We start from the raw sequence: 16,675 nt of genomic DNA, 5'->3' as shown, positions 1-16,675 counted from the left end.
GAGAACGGGAACCTTCGGCGCCTACGACGGGTTCGCTCGTTCCTCACGAACCCGTCTCCGGCCCCTCCAGAACCCCGTGGGCGCCCGAACCAACCCCCCACAAGCTGAGACCGCTTCAAAAAACAGACCCTAGCCGGACCGGGTACGGGCCCGCCTCAGCCGCGCACCAGGCGCCAGAAGGCCAGCGCGGCCTCCTCCGGCGAGGCGGCCCCCTCCGCCCCGTTCGTCTCCGCGGCCTCCCCGACGCCGACCCAGTCGGCGATCACGCCGACCAGCGCCCCGGCCAGGTAGGCGGCGTGCGTGCGCACCGGCACGTCGTCGAACCCGGGCGGCCGCGCCCCCCGCGCGAACCGCGTGGCCAGCTCCTCGGCGAGCCGTCCCCGCAGCCGGTTCGTGAAGCGGGCGCTGCCGTGGTCCGACAGCATCCGGCGGTAGAGCACCGCGCTGTCCGCCACGTGGCCGAACAGTTCCACCAGCGGCCGCGGAGCCCGGTCGCGGGGCGCGTCCAGCGGGCACAGCGCCGCGCAGCGCGCCACGTGCGCGACGGCGCTCTCCATGGCGTCGGCGACCAGCGCGTCCAGGTCGGCGTAGTGCTGGTAGACGGTCGCGCGGTTGACCCCGGCCCGCCTGGCCACGGTGGAGACCGTGACCGCGCCGGACGGGCTCTCCGCGGTCAGTGTCAGCAGGGCGGTGCGCAGGCGCTCGCGGGTGCGCTGGACACGGGGGTCGTCGGGGTTCACGGAGGCAGTGTACGACACCTGTATCTCAGGAACACATGTTGTTTAAGCAACGGGCGTCGTTTATGTTGTTCCCATGAGGATCGAGATCTGGGCCGACACGGTCTGCCCCTGGACGTACATCGGCAAGCGGCGCCTGGAGCGGGCGCTCGCCGGGCTCGACGACGCGCTCCGCGAAAAGGCCGAGGTGGTCTGGCGTCCTTACCGGATCGACCCCGCCGCCCCGGCCGCGGCCGAGCCCCTGGACCCCCTGCTGCGCGACCCCCGCGTGGACATCGCCCTGCGGGCCTGCGCGCCCGGCCTCACCCCGGACCAGAACCGCGCCCGGGTGGCCGAGGCCGCCGCAGCCGAGGGGCTCGGTCCCCGGTGGGGCGCGGCGTGGAGGGTCAGCAGCCACGACTCCCACCGCCTCCTGGCCCTGGCCCTGGAGACCGGCGGCCCCGGACTCCAGGGCGCCGTCGCCGAGGGCGTCCTGCGCGCCCACTTCACCGAGGCCGGGGACATCGGTTCCGCCGGGACGCTGGACCGCGTCGCCCGCGAGGCCGGGTTCCCCGACGGCGGACGCCTCCTGGCAGCGGGCTCAGGGGAGGAGGAGGTCCGCGAACTCCTCCTGCGAGGCAGGGCCGCGGGCGTGCGCACCTCCCCGACCCTGGTGGTCAACGGCAGGGCCCTGGAGGGCGCCCGGCACCCCGACGCCATCCGCGACTTCCTGACCGCGGCCGCCGGGCACGCCCCGCGCCGACTCCCCGAGGAGGTCGAGCGCTTCCGCCAGGCGGAGTCCCTGCTGGAGCGGGGAGACCCCCTCGGCGCGCTCGCCCTGCTCCGGCCGATGCTCGGCGAGCACGCCGCCGACCGGAACGTGTGCCTGCTCGCCGCGCGCGCCTACTACCGCTCGGCTCAACTGGGCCGCGCCCGCCGCACTCTGGAGGAGATGGTGGCGCGGAGCCCGGACGACGCGTACGCGCGCCTGCTCCTGGGCCGCACGCTCCAGCGCCAAGGGGAGCGGGAACTGGCAGGGCCGCACCTGCGCCTGGCCGGCGCCATGGCGCCCGAGTACGTCTGACCCGGTGCGCGTGCCGTCCGGGCGCCCGGGCTTCGGCTGTGCCCCCGCGCGGTCACCGGCGTCCCGATCAGGTCGCCTCCGCGTGACCGCACGGATCTCGGCACAGACACATTCTTGTGTTGAACCGGCCTTCTTACCCAACAAGCCGCAACACTGCGCGACTTTTCCACTACTTTTGGTTACTGTTCGGGGCGTTGGTCTCCGCGCCCGACGCACCTGCCCCGCTCACGTTCTCAGAGTGCTCTCCCATGGCGCGCGGAGCGATGCCGTGTGAGCTGCAAGAGTCGTGGGTCTTGGGGGAGTGTACGTGGTCACAACCAGCCGGACGGATACCGTCCGCGAACAGTCGGCGCGGATCGTGGTCAGCCCCGGAGCCCCCGGAGACCCAGGCACTCCAGGAATCCCCGCCGCCGCGGGCGCCACCGGGCGGCGCGCGGCGGTCTCCCCCGGCGGCGGGACCAGCGGCGCCTGGGTGCGCCCCTACGTCGTGAGCCTGGTCGGCCTGGACCTGGCCGCCGCACTGACGGCCACCCTCAGCGGCACGGCGGTCCGCTTCCCCTCCGCCCTCGGAGCGGCCACCACCCTGCCCTACCTGGCCCTCTCCCTCCTGCTGCCCCCCGCGTGGATCCTCTTCGTCTACCTGGGCGGCGGCTACGCCCGCCGCTTCCTGGGCGTGGGCACGGAGGAGTACCGCCGTGTCGCCACGGCCGGGATCGCCCTCGCCGCCACCGTCGCCGTCGGCGCCTACGCCCTGCGCTTCGACCTCGCCCGCGGCTACGCGCTCGTCACCCTGCCGCTCATCCTCCTGCTCACCCTCGGCCTGAGGTACGCGCGCCGCAAGGCCCTGCACCGGCGCCGCGGCTCGGGCCAGTGCATGAGCCGGGTCGTGGTCGTCGGCTACCGCGTGGCCGTCCGCGACCTGGTCCGCCGCTTCCGCGGCGAGGTCTACCACGGCATGCGCGTGGTAGGCGTGTGCCTGCCCCGGGAGGAGGCCGCCTCCGGTCCGGGCTCCGACGAGGTGGAGGGCTGCCCGGTCCTGGGCACCTTCACCGGCGCGGCCGAGGCCGCCGCCCTGGCCGGGGCCGACACTGTCGCGGTCCTGGCCTGCCCGGAGATGGACGGGGCCGAGCTGCGCCGCCTGGCCTGGCGGCTGGAGGAGACCGGCACCGACCTCATCGTCGCCTCCGCGCTCATGGACGTGGCCGGGCCGCGCACCTCCATCCGGCCGGTCGCGGGGCTGCCCCTGCTGCACGTGGAGCACCCCGAACTCGTGGGCGCGCGACGCGTCCTCAAGGGCGCCTTCGACCGCTGCGCCGCCGCCCTGGCCCTGGTACTGCTGTCGCCGCTGTTCCTCGCGCTGTGCGTCCTCGTCCGGGCCGAGGGCGGCGGACCCGCCCTCTTCACCCAGACGCGCGTGGGCAGGGGCGGGGGCGAGTTCACCGTCTACAAGTTCCGTACGATGGTGGTGGGGGCCGAGGCGTTGAAGGCGATGCTCCAGCCCCGCAACGAGCACGAGGGCGTGCTGTTCAAGATGCGCCGCGACCCCAGGGTGACGGCCGTGGGGGCCTGGCTGCGCCGGTACTCGCTCGACGAGCTTCCCCAGCTCGTCAACGTGGTCCGGGGGGAGATGTCGCTCGTCGGCCCGAGGCCGCCGCTTCCGGAGGAGGTCGCCCGCTACGGGGACGACGTCCGCCGCAGATTGGTGGTCAAGCCGGGTATGACGGGTCTGTGGCAGGTGAGCGGCCGCTCCGACCTCTCCTGGGAGGAATCGGTCCGCCTCGACCTGCGGTACGTGGAAAACTGGTCGCTGACACTGGACGTCCAGATCTTGTGGAAGACGTGGTCAGCGGTGATCCGTGGGGCGGGAGCATACTAGCCGGTGAAGAACATCCGAAACGATCATGAGGTGGCCCGCGACCTGGCCAGCGAGGCGGGGCAGTTGCTGCTGCGCCTGCGCGCCCGGCACGGTTTCGACGAGCCCGACGTCCTGCGCACCCTGGGGGACCGCACCTCCCACGAGTTCCTGTTCTCCGCGCTGGGACGGCTGCGGCCCAGCGACGCCGTCCTCTCCGAGGAGGGCGCCGACGACCCCGCGCGGCTCAACGCGCGCCGGGTGTGGATCATCGACCCCCTCGACGGCACGCGCGAGTTCGCCGAGGCCGGGCGCACCGACTGGGCCGTGCACGTGGCGCTGTGGGAGAACGGCGACCTGGTCGCGGGCGCCGTGGCGCTGCCCGCCCAGGGCAGCACCCTGTCCACGGTCGACCCGCCCTGGCTGCCCGAGGAGCGCCCCTCGGACCAGCGGCTGCGCATCACCGCCAGCCGGACCCGGCCCCCGGCCTTCGTCCAGCGGATGGCCACCCAGTTGGGCGCGGAGGTGGTCCCGATGGGCTCCGCGGGCGCCAAGATCTGCGCGGTGCTGCTCGGCATCGCCGACATCTACGTGCACGCGGGCGGCCAGTACGAGTGGGACAGCGCCGCCCCGGTGGCGGTGGCCCGGGCCTCGGGTCTGCACACCTCGCGGATCGACGGTTCCCCGCTGCGGTACAACACGGCGGACCCGCTGCTGCCGGATGTCCTTGTATGCCGATCGGAATTGTCGGGTATGTTGTTGGCAAGCATCCGCGACGGCGCGGACCTGGACAGCGCGGGTCCGCACGCGGGGGGCTGATAGGACGACCCCTCCGCCGTCGGCCCTGTCGGTATTTCTAAGGCGGATTCATGGGTCAGGCGAGTCAGCAGGCCGGACGCTACCAGCTCTCCCAGCTGGACGTCCTGGAGGCCGAAGCCATCTTCATCATGCGCGAGGTGGCCGCGGAGTTCGAGCGGCCGGTGCTGCTCTTCTCCGGCGGCAAGGACTCCATCGTGATGCTGCGCCTGGCCGAGAAGGCGTTCTGGCCCGGCGCCGTCCCGTTCCCCGTCATGCACGTGGACACCGGCCACAACTTCGACGAGGTCATCGAGTTCCGCGACCGCCGGGTCGCCGAGGCGGGGGTCCGCCTGGTCGTGGCCTCGGTGCAGGAGCAGATCGACGCGGGCAAGGTCTCCGAGCCCACCGGCCGCTGGGCCAGCCGCAACCGCCTCCAGACCTCGGCGCTGCTGGAGGCCATCGAGGAGAACGGCTTCGACGCCGCCTTCGGCGGCGCGCGGCGCGACGAGGAGAAGGCCCGGGCCAAGGAGCGGGTCTTCTCCTTCCGCGACGAGTTCGGCCAGTGGGACCCCAAGAACCAGCGCCCCGAGCTGTGGAGCGTGTTCAACACCCGCATCGAGCGGGGCGAGCACATCCGGGTCTTCCCGATCTCCAACTGGACCGAGCTGGACGTGTGGGCCTACATCAAGCGGGAGCGGCTGGAGCTGCCCTCGATCTACTTCGCCCACGAGCGCGAGGTCTTCGAGCGCGACGGCATCCTGCTGTCGAACTCGCCCATCATCAACCGCGACGAGACCGAGGTCCCGTTCACCGAGACCGTCCGCTACCGCACCGTCGGCGACCTCACCTGCACCGGGGCGGTCAAGTCCACGGCCGTGGAGATCGACGACATCATCGCCGAGATCGCCGCGACCCGGGTGACCGAGCGGGGGCAGACGCGGGCGGACGACCGCACCAGCGAGGCCGCCATGGAGGACCGCAAGCGCGAGGGCTACTTCTAGCGCGACCGCCGGGAGGATCCGGGCCCGCCCCGTCCGCCGTCGTCCCGAACCCGTGGCGGGGTTCGGGCGCCGGCCGGGGCGCGGACCGGGACCCCACGCACCACACCGGCGACGTCCGGGTCGGCCCAGCGGCACCCGCGCCGGAACCCGTTCCCCGCAGACCACACACTCCGCATTGGACCAGGCAAGCATGAGCAACGACATCCTGCGGTTCGCGACGGCGGGTTCCGTCGACGACGGCAAGAGCACCCTGATCGGCCGACTGCTGTTCGACTCCAAGTCCATCTTCGAGGACCAGCTCGACGCGGTGGAGCGCACCAGCGCCGCGCGCGGCGAGGAGCAGACCAACCTGGCGCTGCTCACCGACGGCCTGCGCGCCGAGCGCGAGCAGGGCATCACCATCGACGTGGCGTACCGCTACTTCGCCACCCCCAAGCGCACCTTCATCATCGCCGACACCCCCGGGCACATCCAGTACACCCGGAACATGGTCACCGGCGCCTCCACGGCCGACCTCGCCATCATCCTGGTGGACGCGCGCAAGGGCCTCCAGGAGCAGAGCCGCCGCCACGCCTTCCTCACCACCCTGCTCCAGGTGCCCCACCTGGTGCTGGCGGTCAACAAGATGGACCTGGTGGACTACTCCCAGGAGCGCTTCGAGGAGATCAGGGCCGAGTTCGCCGACTTCGCCACCAAGCTGGACGTGTGCGACCTGACCTTCGTGCCGATCTCGGCCCTGAACGGCGACAACGTGGTGAGCCGCTCGGAGAACATGCCCTGGTACACCGGGCCCTCCCTGCTCCACCACCTGGAGAACGTGCACATCGCCTCCGACCGCAACCTCATCGACGCGCGCTTCCCCGTGCAGTACGTGATCCGGCCGCACAGGTCGGCCGACCCCGAGCTGCACGACTACCGGGGCTACGCGGGCCAGATCGCGGGCGGCGTCCTCAAGCCGGGCGACGAGGTCACCCACCTGCCGTCCGGGCTGAACACGCGGATCGCCAGGATCGTCACCGCCGACGGCGACGTCACCGAGGCCTACTCGCCGATGTCGGTCACCCTCCTGCTGGAGGACGAGATCGACATCTCCCGGGGCGACATGATCTGCCGCCCCAACAACGCCCCCGCGGTCACCCAGGACCTGGAGGCGATGGTGTGCTGGATGACGGACGCGCGCAAGCTCACGCCGCGCTCCAAGCTCATCCTCAAGCACACCACCCGCACCGCCAAGGTCGTGGTCAAGGACCTGCGCTACCGGCTGGACGTCAACACGCTGCACCGCGACGAGCAGGCCGACCACCTCTCGCTCAACGAGATCGGCCGGGTGCGGCTGCGCTCCACCCAGCCCCTGTTCGTGGACGAGTACGCCAAGAACCGCCAGACGGGCGGGTTCATCCTCATCGACGAGTCCACCAACACCACGGTCGCCGCGGGGATGGTCGTCAAGACCGACTGACCCGGGGACGGGGCGCCGGACGCCCGGAACGTGGAAGGGGCCGCCCGCCGGGGCGGTCCCTTCCACGTGTTCCGCCACCGTGCCGGGAGGCCCGGCGGGGTGCGGGCGCGGCTGGTCCGGAGGCACCGGAAAGGGCGCTGTCGAGTGGGCCTCCCATGCCCGCGACCGTGTTATCCGAGAAATCTGTTTTGGTTCTCAGATTCTTACAAAATGGTTTCATGCGGTCAACGCCATGTTTCTCGCTAAGGACTCCGGGGGTAGCCGAAAGGTCTGTCCGAAAAACGTTTGACCACTACAGGCGAGTGTTTTCGGGCCTCCTCCTCGCGGTGCCGACGCCCCCGGGCGCTGCGCGAGCACGCGCCCCGAAGGCGGTCGAGAGGTACTTGGACGCAAAAAAAGTTGCCCTCCCACCCTGGAGCGGAGAGCGAAGTCTGGTTATGGTGGCAAAGCGCAGCGAACCTGGAATGGATTGACTACTCTGGGTTATTAGCCGCTGTGCGCCTCCCATTACCGTCCCCCGCAAAAGGAGAATACGAGTGCACAGGCACACCACCAGGAGAACGGTGCTCGGCCTCGCCGCGGCCGGCGCCCTCTCCGTCCCCCTGGCCCTGTCGGGCGCCGTCTCGGCCGGCGCCGACGAGCTCGCCCCCCTCCACACCGTCGGCTCCTCGGCCACGGGCGACTACTTCGTCGTCCTGGAGGACACGCTCAGCGCCGCCTCCGTCACCCCCTCGTCCCTCGGCATCTCCTCCGACCAGGTCAACCACACCTACGACGAGGTCGTCAACGGCTACTCGGCCAGCCTGAGCGCGCAGGAGGTGCGCGAACTGCGCGGGCAGTCGGGCGTCGCCTACGTCGAGGAGGTCGGCGTCGCGCACACCACCGTCACGTGGGGCCAGGACCGCATCGACCAGGAGGACCTGCCCCTGGACGGCTCCTACGGCACCACCGGCGACGGGGCCGGGGTCTCCGCCTACATCATCGACAGCGGCATCGACGCCTCGCACCCCGACTTCGGCGGTCGCGCCTCCTCCGCCTTCGACGCCTACGGCGGCGACGGCGGCGACGGCAACGGCCACGGGACCCACGTCGCGGGCACCATCGGCTCCGCCACGTACGGCGTCGCCCCCGCCGCCGACCTCTTCGGCGTCAAGGTGCTCGACGACAACGGCTCGGGCTCCTACGACGACGTCATCGCCGGTATCGACTGGGTGGCCGCCAACGCCGGACCCAACGCGGTGGCCAACATGTCCCTGGGCGGGCCCGCCTCCCCGACCCTGGACGAGGCCGTCAACAGCCTGGCCGCCTCCGGTGTGTTCGTCGCGGTCGCGGCGGGCAACGAGGGCCAGGACGCGGGCAACACCTCCCCGGGCGGCGCCGAGGGCGTGACCACGGTCGGCGCCTCCGACGCGACCGACGCCGCGGCCTACTTCTCCAACCACGGCCCGTCCGTGGACATCTACGCCCCCGGCGTGGACGTGGAGTCCACCGTCCCCGGCGGCGGGACCGACTCCTATGACGGCACCTCGATGGCCAGCCCGCACGTCGCCGGGGCCGCCGCCCTGTACAAGAGCGTGAACGGCGACGACGACCAGGCCACCATCCAGGACTGGCTCGTCTCCAACGCCGGCGTGGACAAGCTCAGCGGCGTTCCCTCGGGGACGGTCAACCTGCTGCTCAACGTCCAGGGCCTCTGACCCGGGGGGTTGTGGAGACCCCGCTCGTCCACAGCCCGCTCCGCGGCCACCGCGCGAGGAGCAGACGAAGAACCGTTCGGCCCCGGTCCGGGGGAGATCCTCCCCCGGACCGGGGCCGACGCGTGTCCGGGCCGCGGTCCGGGCACGCGTCCGTCACTTCGGGGTCCTACATGGTGACCGAAAGTAATAGCCTGGTGGGGTGGACGATGGTTATCGACTGGTGTTCGTCGGTGGAATGGGCCGCTCCGGCTCGACCCTGATCGAGCGGCTCCTCGGCGAACTGCCCGGGTTCTGTTCGGTCGGCGAGGTCGTGCACCTGTGGCGGCGCGGACTGGTGGAGGACGAGCTGTGCGGCTGCGGCCGCCCGTTCTCCGGCTGCGGCTTCTGGTCCGACGTGGGCAAGGAGGCCTTCGGCGGCTGGGACCGCCTGGACACCGGGGAGGTGCTGCGGCTCAAGGACCGCGTCGACCGCACCCGCTTCCTGCCGGTGCTGCTCAACGGAGCCCACCAGGGGCTGCTCGCCTCGCGCTGCGACCGCTACACCGAGCTCTACCACCGCCTGTACTCGGCGGTGTCCCTGGTCAGCGGCGCCCACGTCATCGTGGACGCCAGCAAGCACGCCTCCCTGGCCGCCTGCCTGCGCTGGCGCTACGGCGCCCGGATGCGCCTGCTGCACGTGGTGCGCGACCCGCGTGCGGTGGCCCACTCCTGGGCCAGGCGCGTGGCGCGCCCGGACGCCTCCCCCGACAGTAGCGAGCCGGAGATGGCCCGCTACTCGGCCGGACGGGCGTCGGTGCAGTGGATGGCCCAGAACGCCTCCTTCGACGCCCTGGCCCGGCGCGGCGTCCCGACCCTGCGCGTGCGCTACGAGGACTTCGTCGCCGACCCCGGGGGCGAGTTCGCCCGGATCGCGGAGTTCGCGGGGTACGCGGGTACCCCGCCGGACGCGGCGCGGGGCGGCTTCGAACTGTCGGAGGGGCACGCCGTGTCGGGCAACCCGATGCGCTTCACAGCTGGGCGGGTCGGGGTCCGCGCCGACCACGGGTGGCGTGAGGCGATGCCCTCCTGGCGGCGGCGCCTGGTGGCCGCGGTGACGGCTCCGTCCCGGGGGCGTTACGGCTACTGAAGTCCGTTTTGCCACTTCAAGGACTGTTGTCCGCCCCAATTATGACGTATGGTGTTCATCTGAACACTCTAAGTCACTTTTGGAGAACTGGGGGAGTTCGACGTGGACAGGGGACCGGTACGGGCATTGGCGACGACGGGGGCACTGACCCTCGTCCTGACACTGGTCGGAGCGGGGGACGCCCCGGCGGGCGGGGCCTCGTCCTCTCCACGGCAACCCTCGGACCGGCCCGCGGGAGCGACGGAGCCGCCCTGGCGCGGGGGGTACGCCACCGACGAGGAGTGCACCGTCTCGGAGATCCTGGAGCCCTCGTGCGGCGTCTGGTGGGGGGCCAGCCCCTACCAGGACCGGATCGAGCCCCTGGAGGAGGCGGTCGACCGCCGCATGGACATCGTCTACACCTGGCGCGGCGTCGACCAGGCCAACGTCCCCGGCGAGCGCGAACGCCGACTGATCGCCGAGGGCAGGTTCGTGCACACCAACATCGAGGCCCGGCGGTTCACGCGCTCCGGGCATCCGGCGGTCTCCTACGAGTCCCTCATCGACGGCGAGTTCGACGACTCACTGCGCTCCCAGGCCCGCGCCATCGCGGAACTGGACGTCCCCTACTTCGTCACCTTCGACCACGAGGCCGACGCCAACACGCGCTACAACAGGCGCGGCACGCCCGAGGAGTTTGTGCGGGCCTGGCGGCACATCGTGGACCTGTACCGCGAGGAGGGCGCGGACAACGCCGTCTGGGTGTGGAACGTGACCGGCTGGGAGGGCAACTTCGACCGCCTCCCCGGCCTGTGGCCCGGCAACGACTACGTCGACTGGGTCAGCTGGGAGGCGTACAACATGACCGGCTGCGACTCCCAGCCGCACTGGGACGAGGTGTACTCCTTCGAGGACATGATGCGCCCCGCCTACGAGTGGTTCCAGAACGAGGGGCCCGAGCACGGGATCGACCCGGACAAGCCGGTGATGATCGGGGAGATGGGCACCACGCACATCGGCCCGCAGGAGACCCTGGAGTGGTACTCCGAGATCCCCGACGTGCTGCGCCGCTACGAGCGGGTGCGCGCGGTCAAGGTGTGGGACAACAAGCTGTCCGCGGACTGCGACTTCCGGATCCGGGCCGACGAGTACGCCCAGCGCGGCTTCGAGGCCGCCGGACAGGACCCGTACGTGTACCTGCCCGAGCGGGTGCGCCGCCTGGCCGAGTACGCCCAGGAACGGGGTTGACCGCCCGGGGCCCGGGCCGTCCGGGACGGTTCGCGCGGACCGCCGCTCCCGCAGGGGGCGGCGGTCCGCGCGTGTGGGGCCCGTACGGGGGGCGGCGGTTCAGCCGCCCACGGGCCGGAACATGGACCAGGTGCGCGGGCCGCCCCCGGGCAGCACGTACTCGGCGGTCACCCGGAAGCCGAGCGACGTGTACAGGCCCACGTTGTCCTCCGTCGACGTCTCCAGGAACGCCGGGAAGCCCGCCGCGTCGGCCTCGTGCAGGCCCGCGCCGATCACCGCCCTCCCCAGCCCCCGGCCCCGGGACGCGGGGTGGACGCCCACGGTGCCGAGGAACCACACCGGCTCCTCCGGCCGGTACGGCTCCATGGCGGCCTCGGCCGCCGCGTAGGCCGGGGCGCGGTCGCCCGCCAGCTCCACGAGCCCCGGGAGCAGGGCCTCCATGGCCTCCTGCGCGCCGTCGGCACCGGGCACCGTCCAGACGGAGGCCGCCCGGAGGTCGTCGCTCACCCACACCCGCCCGTACGGAAGGCCGACGTCGGCGAGGAAGACGCGCTGGAACTCCCGCAGTCGCGTCCCGTGGCCGTCGGCGCTGATCACGTGACGGGTGAAGGGATAGTCCGCGAAGGCGGCGGCCAGCGTGTCCGCCGCCCCCTCGACGTCCTCGGGGGTGGCCCTGCGAATCATGCGCGTCCTTCTCTGCCGCTCGGTCCACGCGCCGGGGGCCCGGCGCGCGGACCGAGGTTACAGGCCCCTGCCGCGCAGGTGCAGCGCGCGCGTGACCCACCCGGCGGGCACCCCGAGCACCACCGCCAGCGCCAGGTAGGCGCGGGCCTCGGCCGGGCGGCTGCGGACGGTGGTGCCGATCCAGCGCAGAGCGGCGCGCCGACGTCCGGAGGCGGCCTCGGCGAAGGCGATCTGCCCGGCCACGCGCGCGTGGCCGCGCGGCACCAGCGCGAACTCGGGGTAGCGGTCCAGCAGCCAGCGCAGGGCGGTGGAGATGGTCCGCCAGCGCCCGGAGAAGTGCGACCTGCGGTGCCACAGCACCCGCACGCCCGGTTCGGGGATGTTGCGGATGGGGCCGCGCCGGGCCAGGCGCAGCAGCAGTTCGTAGTCCTCGGCGTAGCTGCCGGGGATCTCCTCGCTGACGGTTCCGCAGCCGTCGATCATGGCGCGGCGCCGGATGAGGAACGTGGACGGGTGCAGCTCGGTCAGGCGCGACCCCAGCAGGTCGCCGAAGGTCACGCTGGTGCGGTCCAGGCTGCGGACCGCCTCGACCCTGTCGTAGACCACCCGGATGCCGCAGCACACCATCTCCGTGCCGGGCTCGTCGAGCATGACGTCGACCTGTGCCCGGAGCTTTCCGGGCAGCCACGTGTCGTCGTCGTCGCAGAAGGCCACCAGGTCGGTGTCGGCGGCGAGCACACCGGTGTTGCGGGCCCCGGCCAGGCCGGGGGTGAGGGTGTTGGTGACCACCCGCACGGGGCGGTCGCCGTCGGAACGGGCCAGGGAGGGGTCGGGCTGGTCGTTGTCGAAGACGACGATCGTGGTGATGCGGCCGGAGTAGTCCTGCTCGTTGATCGCCCGCAGGGTCCGGCGCAGCAGTTCCGGCCGGTCGCGGGTGGGCACCACCACGGTCACGCCGGGCAGGGGTCCGCCGTCGCCGGAGCCGGAGGCGGCGGTGCGGGCGGCGGCCAGCGGGTCCGTGCCGCCTCCGGCCGTGCGGGCGGCGGCCGTGTCGGCGGGTGCGGCGGGTGCGGCGGGTTCCGCAGTCGCGCCCGGGCCCCGCGTGAGCAGGTCGATGAGCTCCCCGGCGCGCAGCGCGGCCCGCTCGGTGCCCTCGCCGTCGCCGGGGTCCACCCGGAAGTCCCCGGGCGAGGCCAGCGCCCTGTCCAGGAGCGCGCAGAGCTGCTGGGGGGTCGCGCAGGAGCGCACCCGGCCCGCCTCCTCCAGGCGCCGCACGAACAGGAGCTGGTGCTCGTCCACGTGCTCGTCCAGTTCGGGGTCGCGGGCGACGACGATGGGCAGGCGTCCGGCGCGGCGGGCCTGGACGATGGTGCCCGGCCCGCCGTGGGCGACGACCACCCGGGCCCGGCGCATGTGCTCGCCGAGCTCCTCGCCGGGCAGGAACGGGGCGCCCGCGGCCACCGCGGGGGCGGCGCTGTGCCCGTGCTGGACCAGGAAGCGCAGGCTCCGGTGGCGCCGGGCGTAGTCGTCGATCCACCGGACCAGCCGGTCGAAGGAGTGGTGGTCGGTGCCGAGGCTGACGACCACGTCGGGGTGGCCGCTGTCGTCGGGTCGCTGGACGGGACGCGTGGTCTGTTCGGTCAAAGCAGCGGTCCTACCGTGATGGCGGTCGGCATGAAGGCGCGCTGTTCCTCCCACTGGGCGAGGAACAGCCGGGTGAACGGACGGCACAGCCGGGCGGTGAGCGTCGGTGTGTCGAGGCGGTCGTAGACCTCGATGTAGACGGTCGGTATCCGCAGCAGCCACGCCAGGGCGAAGAACGGCAGCGCCACCCCGGCGCCGGTGGTGACCACCGCGCACGGGCGCCGTTCGCGCAGGACGCGGACGGCCAGCCAGGAGTTGCGCAGCAGGTTGCCCACGTGGCGGGTGGTGGGGTGGAAGGCCCACCGGACGCGCTCGCCGGTCAGGGCGGACTCGGCGTCGGGGGTCCGGAAGGTCACCCACACGCGCTCGCGGTGCCGCCACCAGGGGCGCAGTGAGCACAACTGGGCGAGGTGCCCTCCGCTGGAGGCCACCAGGAGAACCGGTCGTGGAGACATGGGGTCATCATTTCATAACTCTTTGTAGTCGCTGGGAGGGTCGCGGCGAGGCGCACCGGTTGTCCACAGGCGGAAGAGGGCGTCTTCCGCCGGGCGCGCGCAGGGGCTTTCATGGATAACGGGGGGTCCCCAGGGCCCGCCCGCCTCGGCGTGCCCGCACCGCCTCCGACCGAACTCCTCGGTCGGCGTCCTCGGCCTCGCACCGCCTCCGGTCGCCTCGGCGTGCCCGCACCGCTTCCACCTACCTCGGCACGCCCCACCGCCTCCGGTCGCCGCGGCGCGACTCACCGACGCGGATCCAGCCCCAGCAGACCGCGCAGCGACCACACCGTCACCAGGTGCCCCACCGCTCCCGAGGCCACCGCCATCACCAGCGTCGCGACCCCACCGCCCAGCAGCGCCTCCAACAGCAGCGGCAGGACGCCGAACCAGGTCACCGCGCTGGCCGTCGCGGCCAGCACCGGGCGGCTGAACGGGTGCAGCACCACGCGGGAGCGCAGCTGCCACAGCGGAAGCAGCTTGCGCACCAGCATCGCGGCCACCAGGGCCACGGCCGCCCCGGTCGCTCCGGCCGCGGGTACGAGCAGCACGCACACCAGCACGTTCGCCGCCAGCGACAGCACGTTGTTGACCAGGTTGAGCCGGGTCAGCCCGGTCATGGTCAGGACCAGGTCGCCCATCCCCAGCGCGGCGGCCGCCAGCTGGCCCGCGCACACCACGGCCAGCGCCGTCGCCCCCGCCGCGTACTCCGGCCCGAACAGCCGCATCACCTGGGGGGCGAACACCAGCACCGACAGGTACAAAGGCCACAGCAGGCACACCAGCCAAGCCGTTCCCGCCTGGTAGAGGGTCCGGACCCCGGCGTGGTCGCCCGTCGCCAGCTGTTCGGCGAACCTGGGCTGGGCCGCGTACAGCACCGCCTGCGTGCCGAACTGGCCGACCACCATGACCCGCGTGGCCGCCGTGAACACCGCCGCGCCGCTCAGCCCGCCCAGGAGCGCCACGAGGACCACGCCGCCGCGCTGCACGCCCATCTGGGCGACCGCGGCCACCGCGCGCGGCAGGGAGAAGGCCCAGAACGTCCGCGCGCCCACCCTCTCCACGGCCTCTTCCACGGCCTCCGGAGCCACGGCCGTCCCCGTGGTCGCGGGCTCCTCACACGCACGGCCGGTCCCCGACGCCACAGCCGTCGCGGCGGCACCGGCGTCACCGGGAGTTCCCCGTTTCCCTCCGGGCGCCGCCCTCCCGAGGCCACCCGCCTCCCCCGAGCCACCCGCCTTTCCGGGGCCACCCGCCTCCCCGAGGGCACCCGCGTCCCCCGAGCCGTCCGCATCCCCGGAGGCGCCACCGGCCTCGGGAACGGCCCGGCGCACGACACGCCCCAGCCAGAACCACGCCACCACGGCCGCGGGCAGGTACGGCCCCGCCCACGCCAGCGCCAACAGCCCCGCCGCCCCCGACAGCGCGACCCCCGCCACCAGGGCCAGCTGCGCCAGCGGACGGCCCACCTTGTCCACCAGCACGGTCCCGGCCATGTCGTGGTGGGCCCGCGTCGCGGCCAGGGCCGTGTCCGCCAGCACCGCGAACGGCAGGAACACCGCCAGCAGCCGCAGGTAGACCTCCGCCTCGCCGCCCCCCAGGCCCCGTGCCACCGGCCCGGCGCACACCAGCAGCAGTACCGCCAGCGCGCACGCGGCCAGCACGGCCGGGGCCGCGGCCGTCCGCAGCAGCCGGGGCACGCCCCCGGGTTCGCCGAACACGCGCATCCGGGCGATGAAGTACACCAAGCCGTCCGACGCGCCCAGGTTGGCCACCACCGCGGCGATCAGGAACACCGACGTCGCCGAGAACAGCAGCCCCGCCGTCTCCTGGGAGAACGCCCGCGTGATCGTCACGATCACCGCGAGGTTCAGCGCGGCGCCGACCACGGCCCCCGCCATGTTGACCGCCCCGCCGCGCAGGACGCGGCGCAGCCCCGCCCGCTCCCGCTCCGCCGCGGCGGTCACGCGCGCCACGAGGGGACGCGCCCCCACCAGTCCGCCAGCCGCGCGTCGCTGTCGGCGAACCGCGCCGCCAGTTCCGCGCGCAGCCCCTCGGGCATGCTCGTCCGGGCGCGCGCGTTGTGCCTGCCCGGAGCGTCGCCCGGTCCGGGCGGCAGCCCCAGGAACCGCTCCACCCCGCTCAGCGCCCGCGCCGTGCCGTCGAACAGGTCGGCGTGGTCCACCACGTGCATCCGGTCCCGTCCCAGGTGCTTCTCCATCCGCGCCAGCTGGTCCGCGTAGCGGCCGCGCGCCACGTAGCCGTGGTGCTGGTGGGAGTACGACAGGTACCCGGGATCGGCCAGCATCCGCTCCTCCTCACCGGCCAGCCGCTCCGGCTCCAGTTCCAGCGCCCGCTCGAACGGTTCGGTCTCGAAGCCGCGCGCGGTCTCGTGCGCGTGCGCCGAGTAGGCCCGCTCCACCGGGTCGCGCAGGATGACCACCACCCGCACGTCCGGCAGGTCGCGGGCGATCCGCTCGGCGGCCAGCGGGTGGAACAGGTAGTACGGGCTGGACTCGACCACCCTCACCCGGGGCCGCCCCGGCCGGGCCCGCAGCGACGCGCGCAGGGGGAAGTACGCCCGGTACCGGTCCGGGCCGCCGCGGTAGCCGGTGTCGAAGTAGTGCACCCCCTTGCGCAGGGTGGGCCCGGTGACGCACGGGTGCAGGCACAGCGTCCTGAACAGCGACGTCGTGCCCGAGCGCTGCGCCCCGCAGACGAGGAAGTCGGGCAGGGCGCGGGCCGGTGCGGTGAGCGCGCCCAGGCCGTCGGCGAGGGGCAGGAGCGCCTTCCGGGCCGGGACGGCCATGCGGTGGAACAGGACGGGAACGGTGCTCCGGGGCATCACGTGCTCCTTCTGTCGCAGTTTCGGTCAACCCCGGCAGCCGTCCTC

Annotated in this window: 14 protein-coding genes; 8 read left to right on the top strand and 6 right to left on the bottom strand. The window is 73.0% G+C overall.

All coding sequences use genetic code 11. From position 1 onward, the window contains the following. Window positions 1-155 precede the first annotated feature (155 nt). Window positions 156-740, bottom strand: a complete 585-nt coding sequence (locus ACSTA4_RS25030) for a TetR/AcrR family transcriptional regulator (RefSeq protein ID WP_444961244.1) — start codon at window positions 738-740, stop codon at window positions 156-158. A gap of 73 nt (window positions 741-813) precedes the next feature. On the opposite strand from ACSTA4_RS25030, the gene ACSTA4_RS25025 reads away from it, so the two are divergent. The 8 genes from ACSTA4_RS25025 to ACSTA4_RS24990 all read left to right on the top strand — a co-directional run bounded on the left by ACSTA4_RS25025 (window position 814) and on the right by ACSTA4_RS24990 (window position 10,960). Beyond that, window positions 814-1,800 (top strand): DsbA family protein, encoded by a 987-nt coding sequence (locus tag ACSTA4_RS25025; protein ID WP_444961243.1) that lies wholly within the window; start codon window positions 814-816, stop codon window positions 1,798-1,800. 307 nt (window positions 1,801-2,107) lie between these two features. Continuing rightward, a complete protein-coding gene (locus ACSTA4_RS25020; RefSeq protein ID WP_444961242.1) occupies window positions 2,108-3,676 on the top strand; it encodes a sugar transferase in 1,569 nt (522 codons plus the stop codon). Between the two features lie 3 nt (window positions 3,677-3,679). Continuing rightward, window positions 3,680-4,471: a 3'(2'),5'-bisphosphate nucleotidase CysQ gene (locus ACSTA4_RS25015; RefSeq protein ID WP_026338425.1), complete on the top strand. Its 792-nt coding sequence runs from the start codon at window positions 3,680-3,682 to the stop codon at window positions 4,469-4,471. Window positions 4,472-4,521: 50 nt separating this feature from the next. Further along, window positions 4,522-5,451, top strand: a complete 930-nt coding sequence (cysD, locus tag ACSTA4_RS25010; protein WP_013154983.1) for a sulfate adenylyltransferase subunit CysD — start codon at window positions 4,522-4,524, stop codon at window positions 5,449-5,451. A gap of 175 nt (window positions 5,452-5,626) precedes the next feature. Beyond that, on the top strand, window positions 5,627-6,910 hold the full coding sequence (gene cysN, locus ACSTA4_RS25005; RefSeq protein ID WP_444961241.1) for a sulfate adenylyltransferase subunit CysN: 1,284 nt from the start codon (window positions 5,627-5,629) through the stop codon (window positions 6,908-6,910). 536 nt (window positions 6,911-7,446) lie between these two features. Beyond that, complete coding sequence (locus ACSTA4_RS25000) at window positions 7,447-8,607, top strand: S8 family peptidase (RefSeq protein ID WP_274974740.1); 1,161 nt, start codon at window positions 7,447-7,449, stop codon at window positions 8,605-8,607. Window positions 8,608-8,842: 235 nt separating this feature from the next. Then, window positions 8,843-9,733, top strand: a complete 891-nt coding sequence (locus ACSTA4_RS24995; protein ID WP_444964269.1) for a sulfotransferase — start codon at window positions 8,843-8,845, stop codon at window positions 9,731-9,733. A 102-nt stretch (window positions 9,734-9,835) separates the two neighbouring features. Beyond that, on the top strand, window positions 9,836-10,960 hold the full coding sequence (locus tag ACSTA4_RS24990) for a glycoside hydrolase family 26 protein (protein ID WP_444961240.1): 1,125 nt from the start codon (window positions 9,836-9,838) through the stop codon (window positions 10,958-10,960). Between the two features lie 99 nt (window positions 10,961-11,059). On the opposite strand, the gene ACSTA4_RS24985 is transcribed toward ACSTA4_RS24990, so the two are convergent. The 5 genes from ACSTA4_RS24985 to ACSTA4_RS24965 form a co-directional block, all read right to left on the bottom strand. After that, entirely contained in the window at window positions 11,060-11,644 is a 585-nt protein-coding gene (locus ACSTA4_RS24985) for a GNAT family N-acetyltransferase (RefSeq protein ID WP_444961239.1), read from the bottom strand. 57 nt (window positions 11,645-11,701) lie between these two features. Then, entirely contained in the window at window positions 11,702-13,288 is a 1,587-nt protein-coding gene (locus tag ACSTA4_RS24980; RefSeq protein WP_444961238.1) for a glycosyltransferase, read from the bottom strand. After that, window positions 13,285-13,743 (bottom strand): UDP-N-acetylglucosamine--LPS N-acetylglucosamine transferase, encoded by a 459-nt coding sequence (locus tag ACSTA4_RS24975; protein WP_444961237.1) that lies wholly within the window; start codon window positions 13,741-13,743, stop codon window positions 13,285-13,287. Before ACSTA4_RS24975 ends, ACSTA4_RS24980 begins: the two co-directional genes overlap by 4 nt. A gap of 284 nt (window positions 13,744-14,027) precedes the next feature. After that, window positions 14,028-15,776 carry a lipopolysaccharide biosynthesis protein gene (locus ACSTA4_RS24970; RefSeq protein WP_444961236.1) on the bottom strand — a complete coding sequence of 583 codons (1,749 nt, stop codon included), beginning with the start codon at window positions 15,774-15,776 and terminating at the stop codon, window positions 14,028-14,030. Continuing rightward, window positions 15,746-16,627 (bottom strand): sulfotransferase family protein, encoded by an 882-nt coding sequence (locus ACSTA4_RS24965; protein ID WP_416023414.1) that lies wholly within the window; start codon window positions 16,625-16,627, stop codon window positions 15,746-15,748. The genes ACSTA4_RS24970 and ACSTA4_RS24965 overlap by 31 nt, the downstream gene beginning before the upstream one ends. Between the last annotated feature and the right edge of the window lie 48 nt (window positions 16,628-16,675).

The organism is Nocardiopsis sp. M1B1, from assembly GCF_052466615.1.
The sequence above is the reverse complement of the archived record's forward strand: the minus strand, read 5'-3'. Positions and strand labels throughout refer to the sequence as shown.

Coding starts and splice junctions, on each gene's coding strand:
- ACSTA4_RS24965 (WP_416023414.1), bottom strand. CDS start 16,627: ATGCCCCGGAGCACCGTTCCCGTCCTGTTCCACCGCATGGCCGTCCCG.
- ACSTA4_RS24985 (WP_444961239.1), bottom strand. CDS start 11,644: ATGATTCGCAGGGCCACCCCCGAGGACGTCGAGGGGGCGGCGGACACG.
- ACSTA4_RS24995 (WP_444964269.1), top strand. CDS start 8,843: ATGGGCCGCTCCGGCTCGACCCTGATCGAGCGGCTCCTCGGCGAACTG.
- cysD (WP_013154983.1), top strand. CDS start 4,522: ATGGGTCAGGCGAGTCAGCAGGCCGGACGCTACCAGCTCTCCCAGCTG.
- ACSTA4_RS24975 (WP_444961237.1), bottom strand. CDS start 13,743: ATGTCTCCACGACCGGTTCTCCTGGTGGCCTCCAGCGGAGGGCACCTC.
- ACSTA4_RS25025 (WP_444961243.1), top strand. CDS start 814: ATGAGGATCGAGATCTGGGCCGACACGGTCTGCCCCTGGACGTACATC.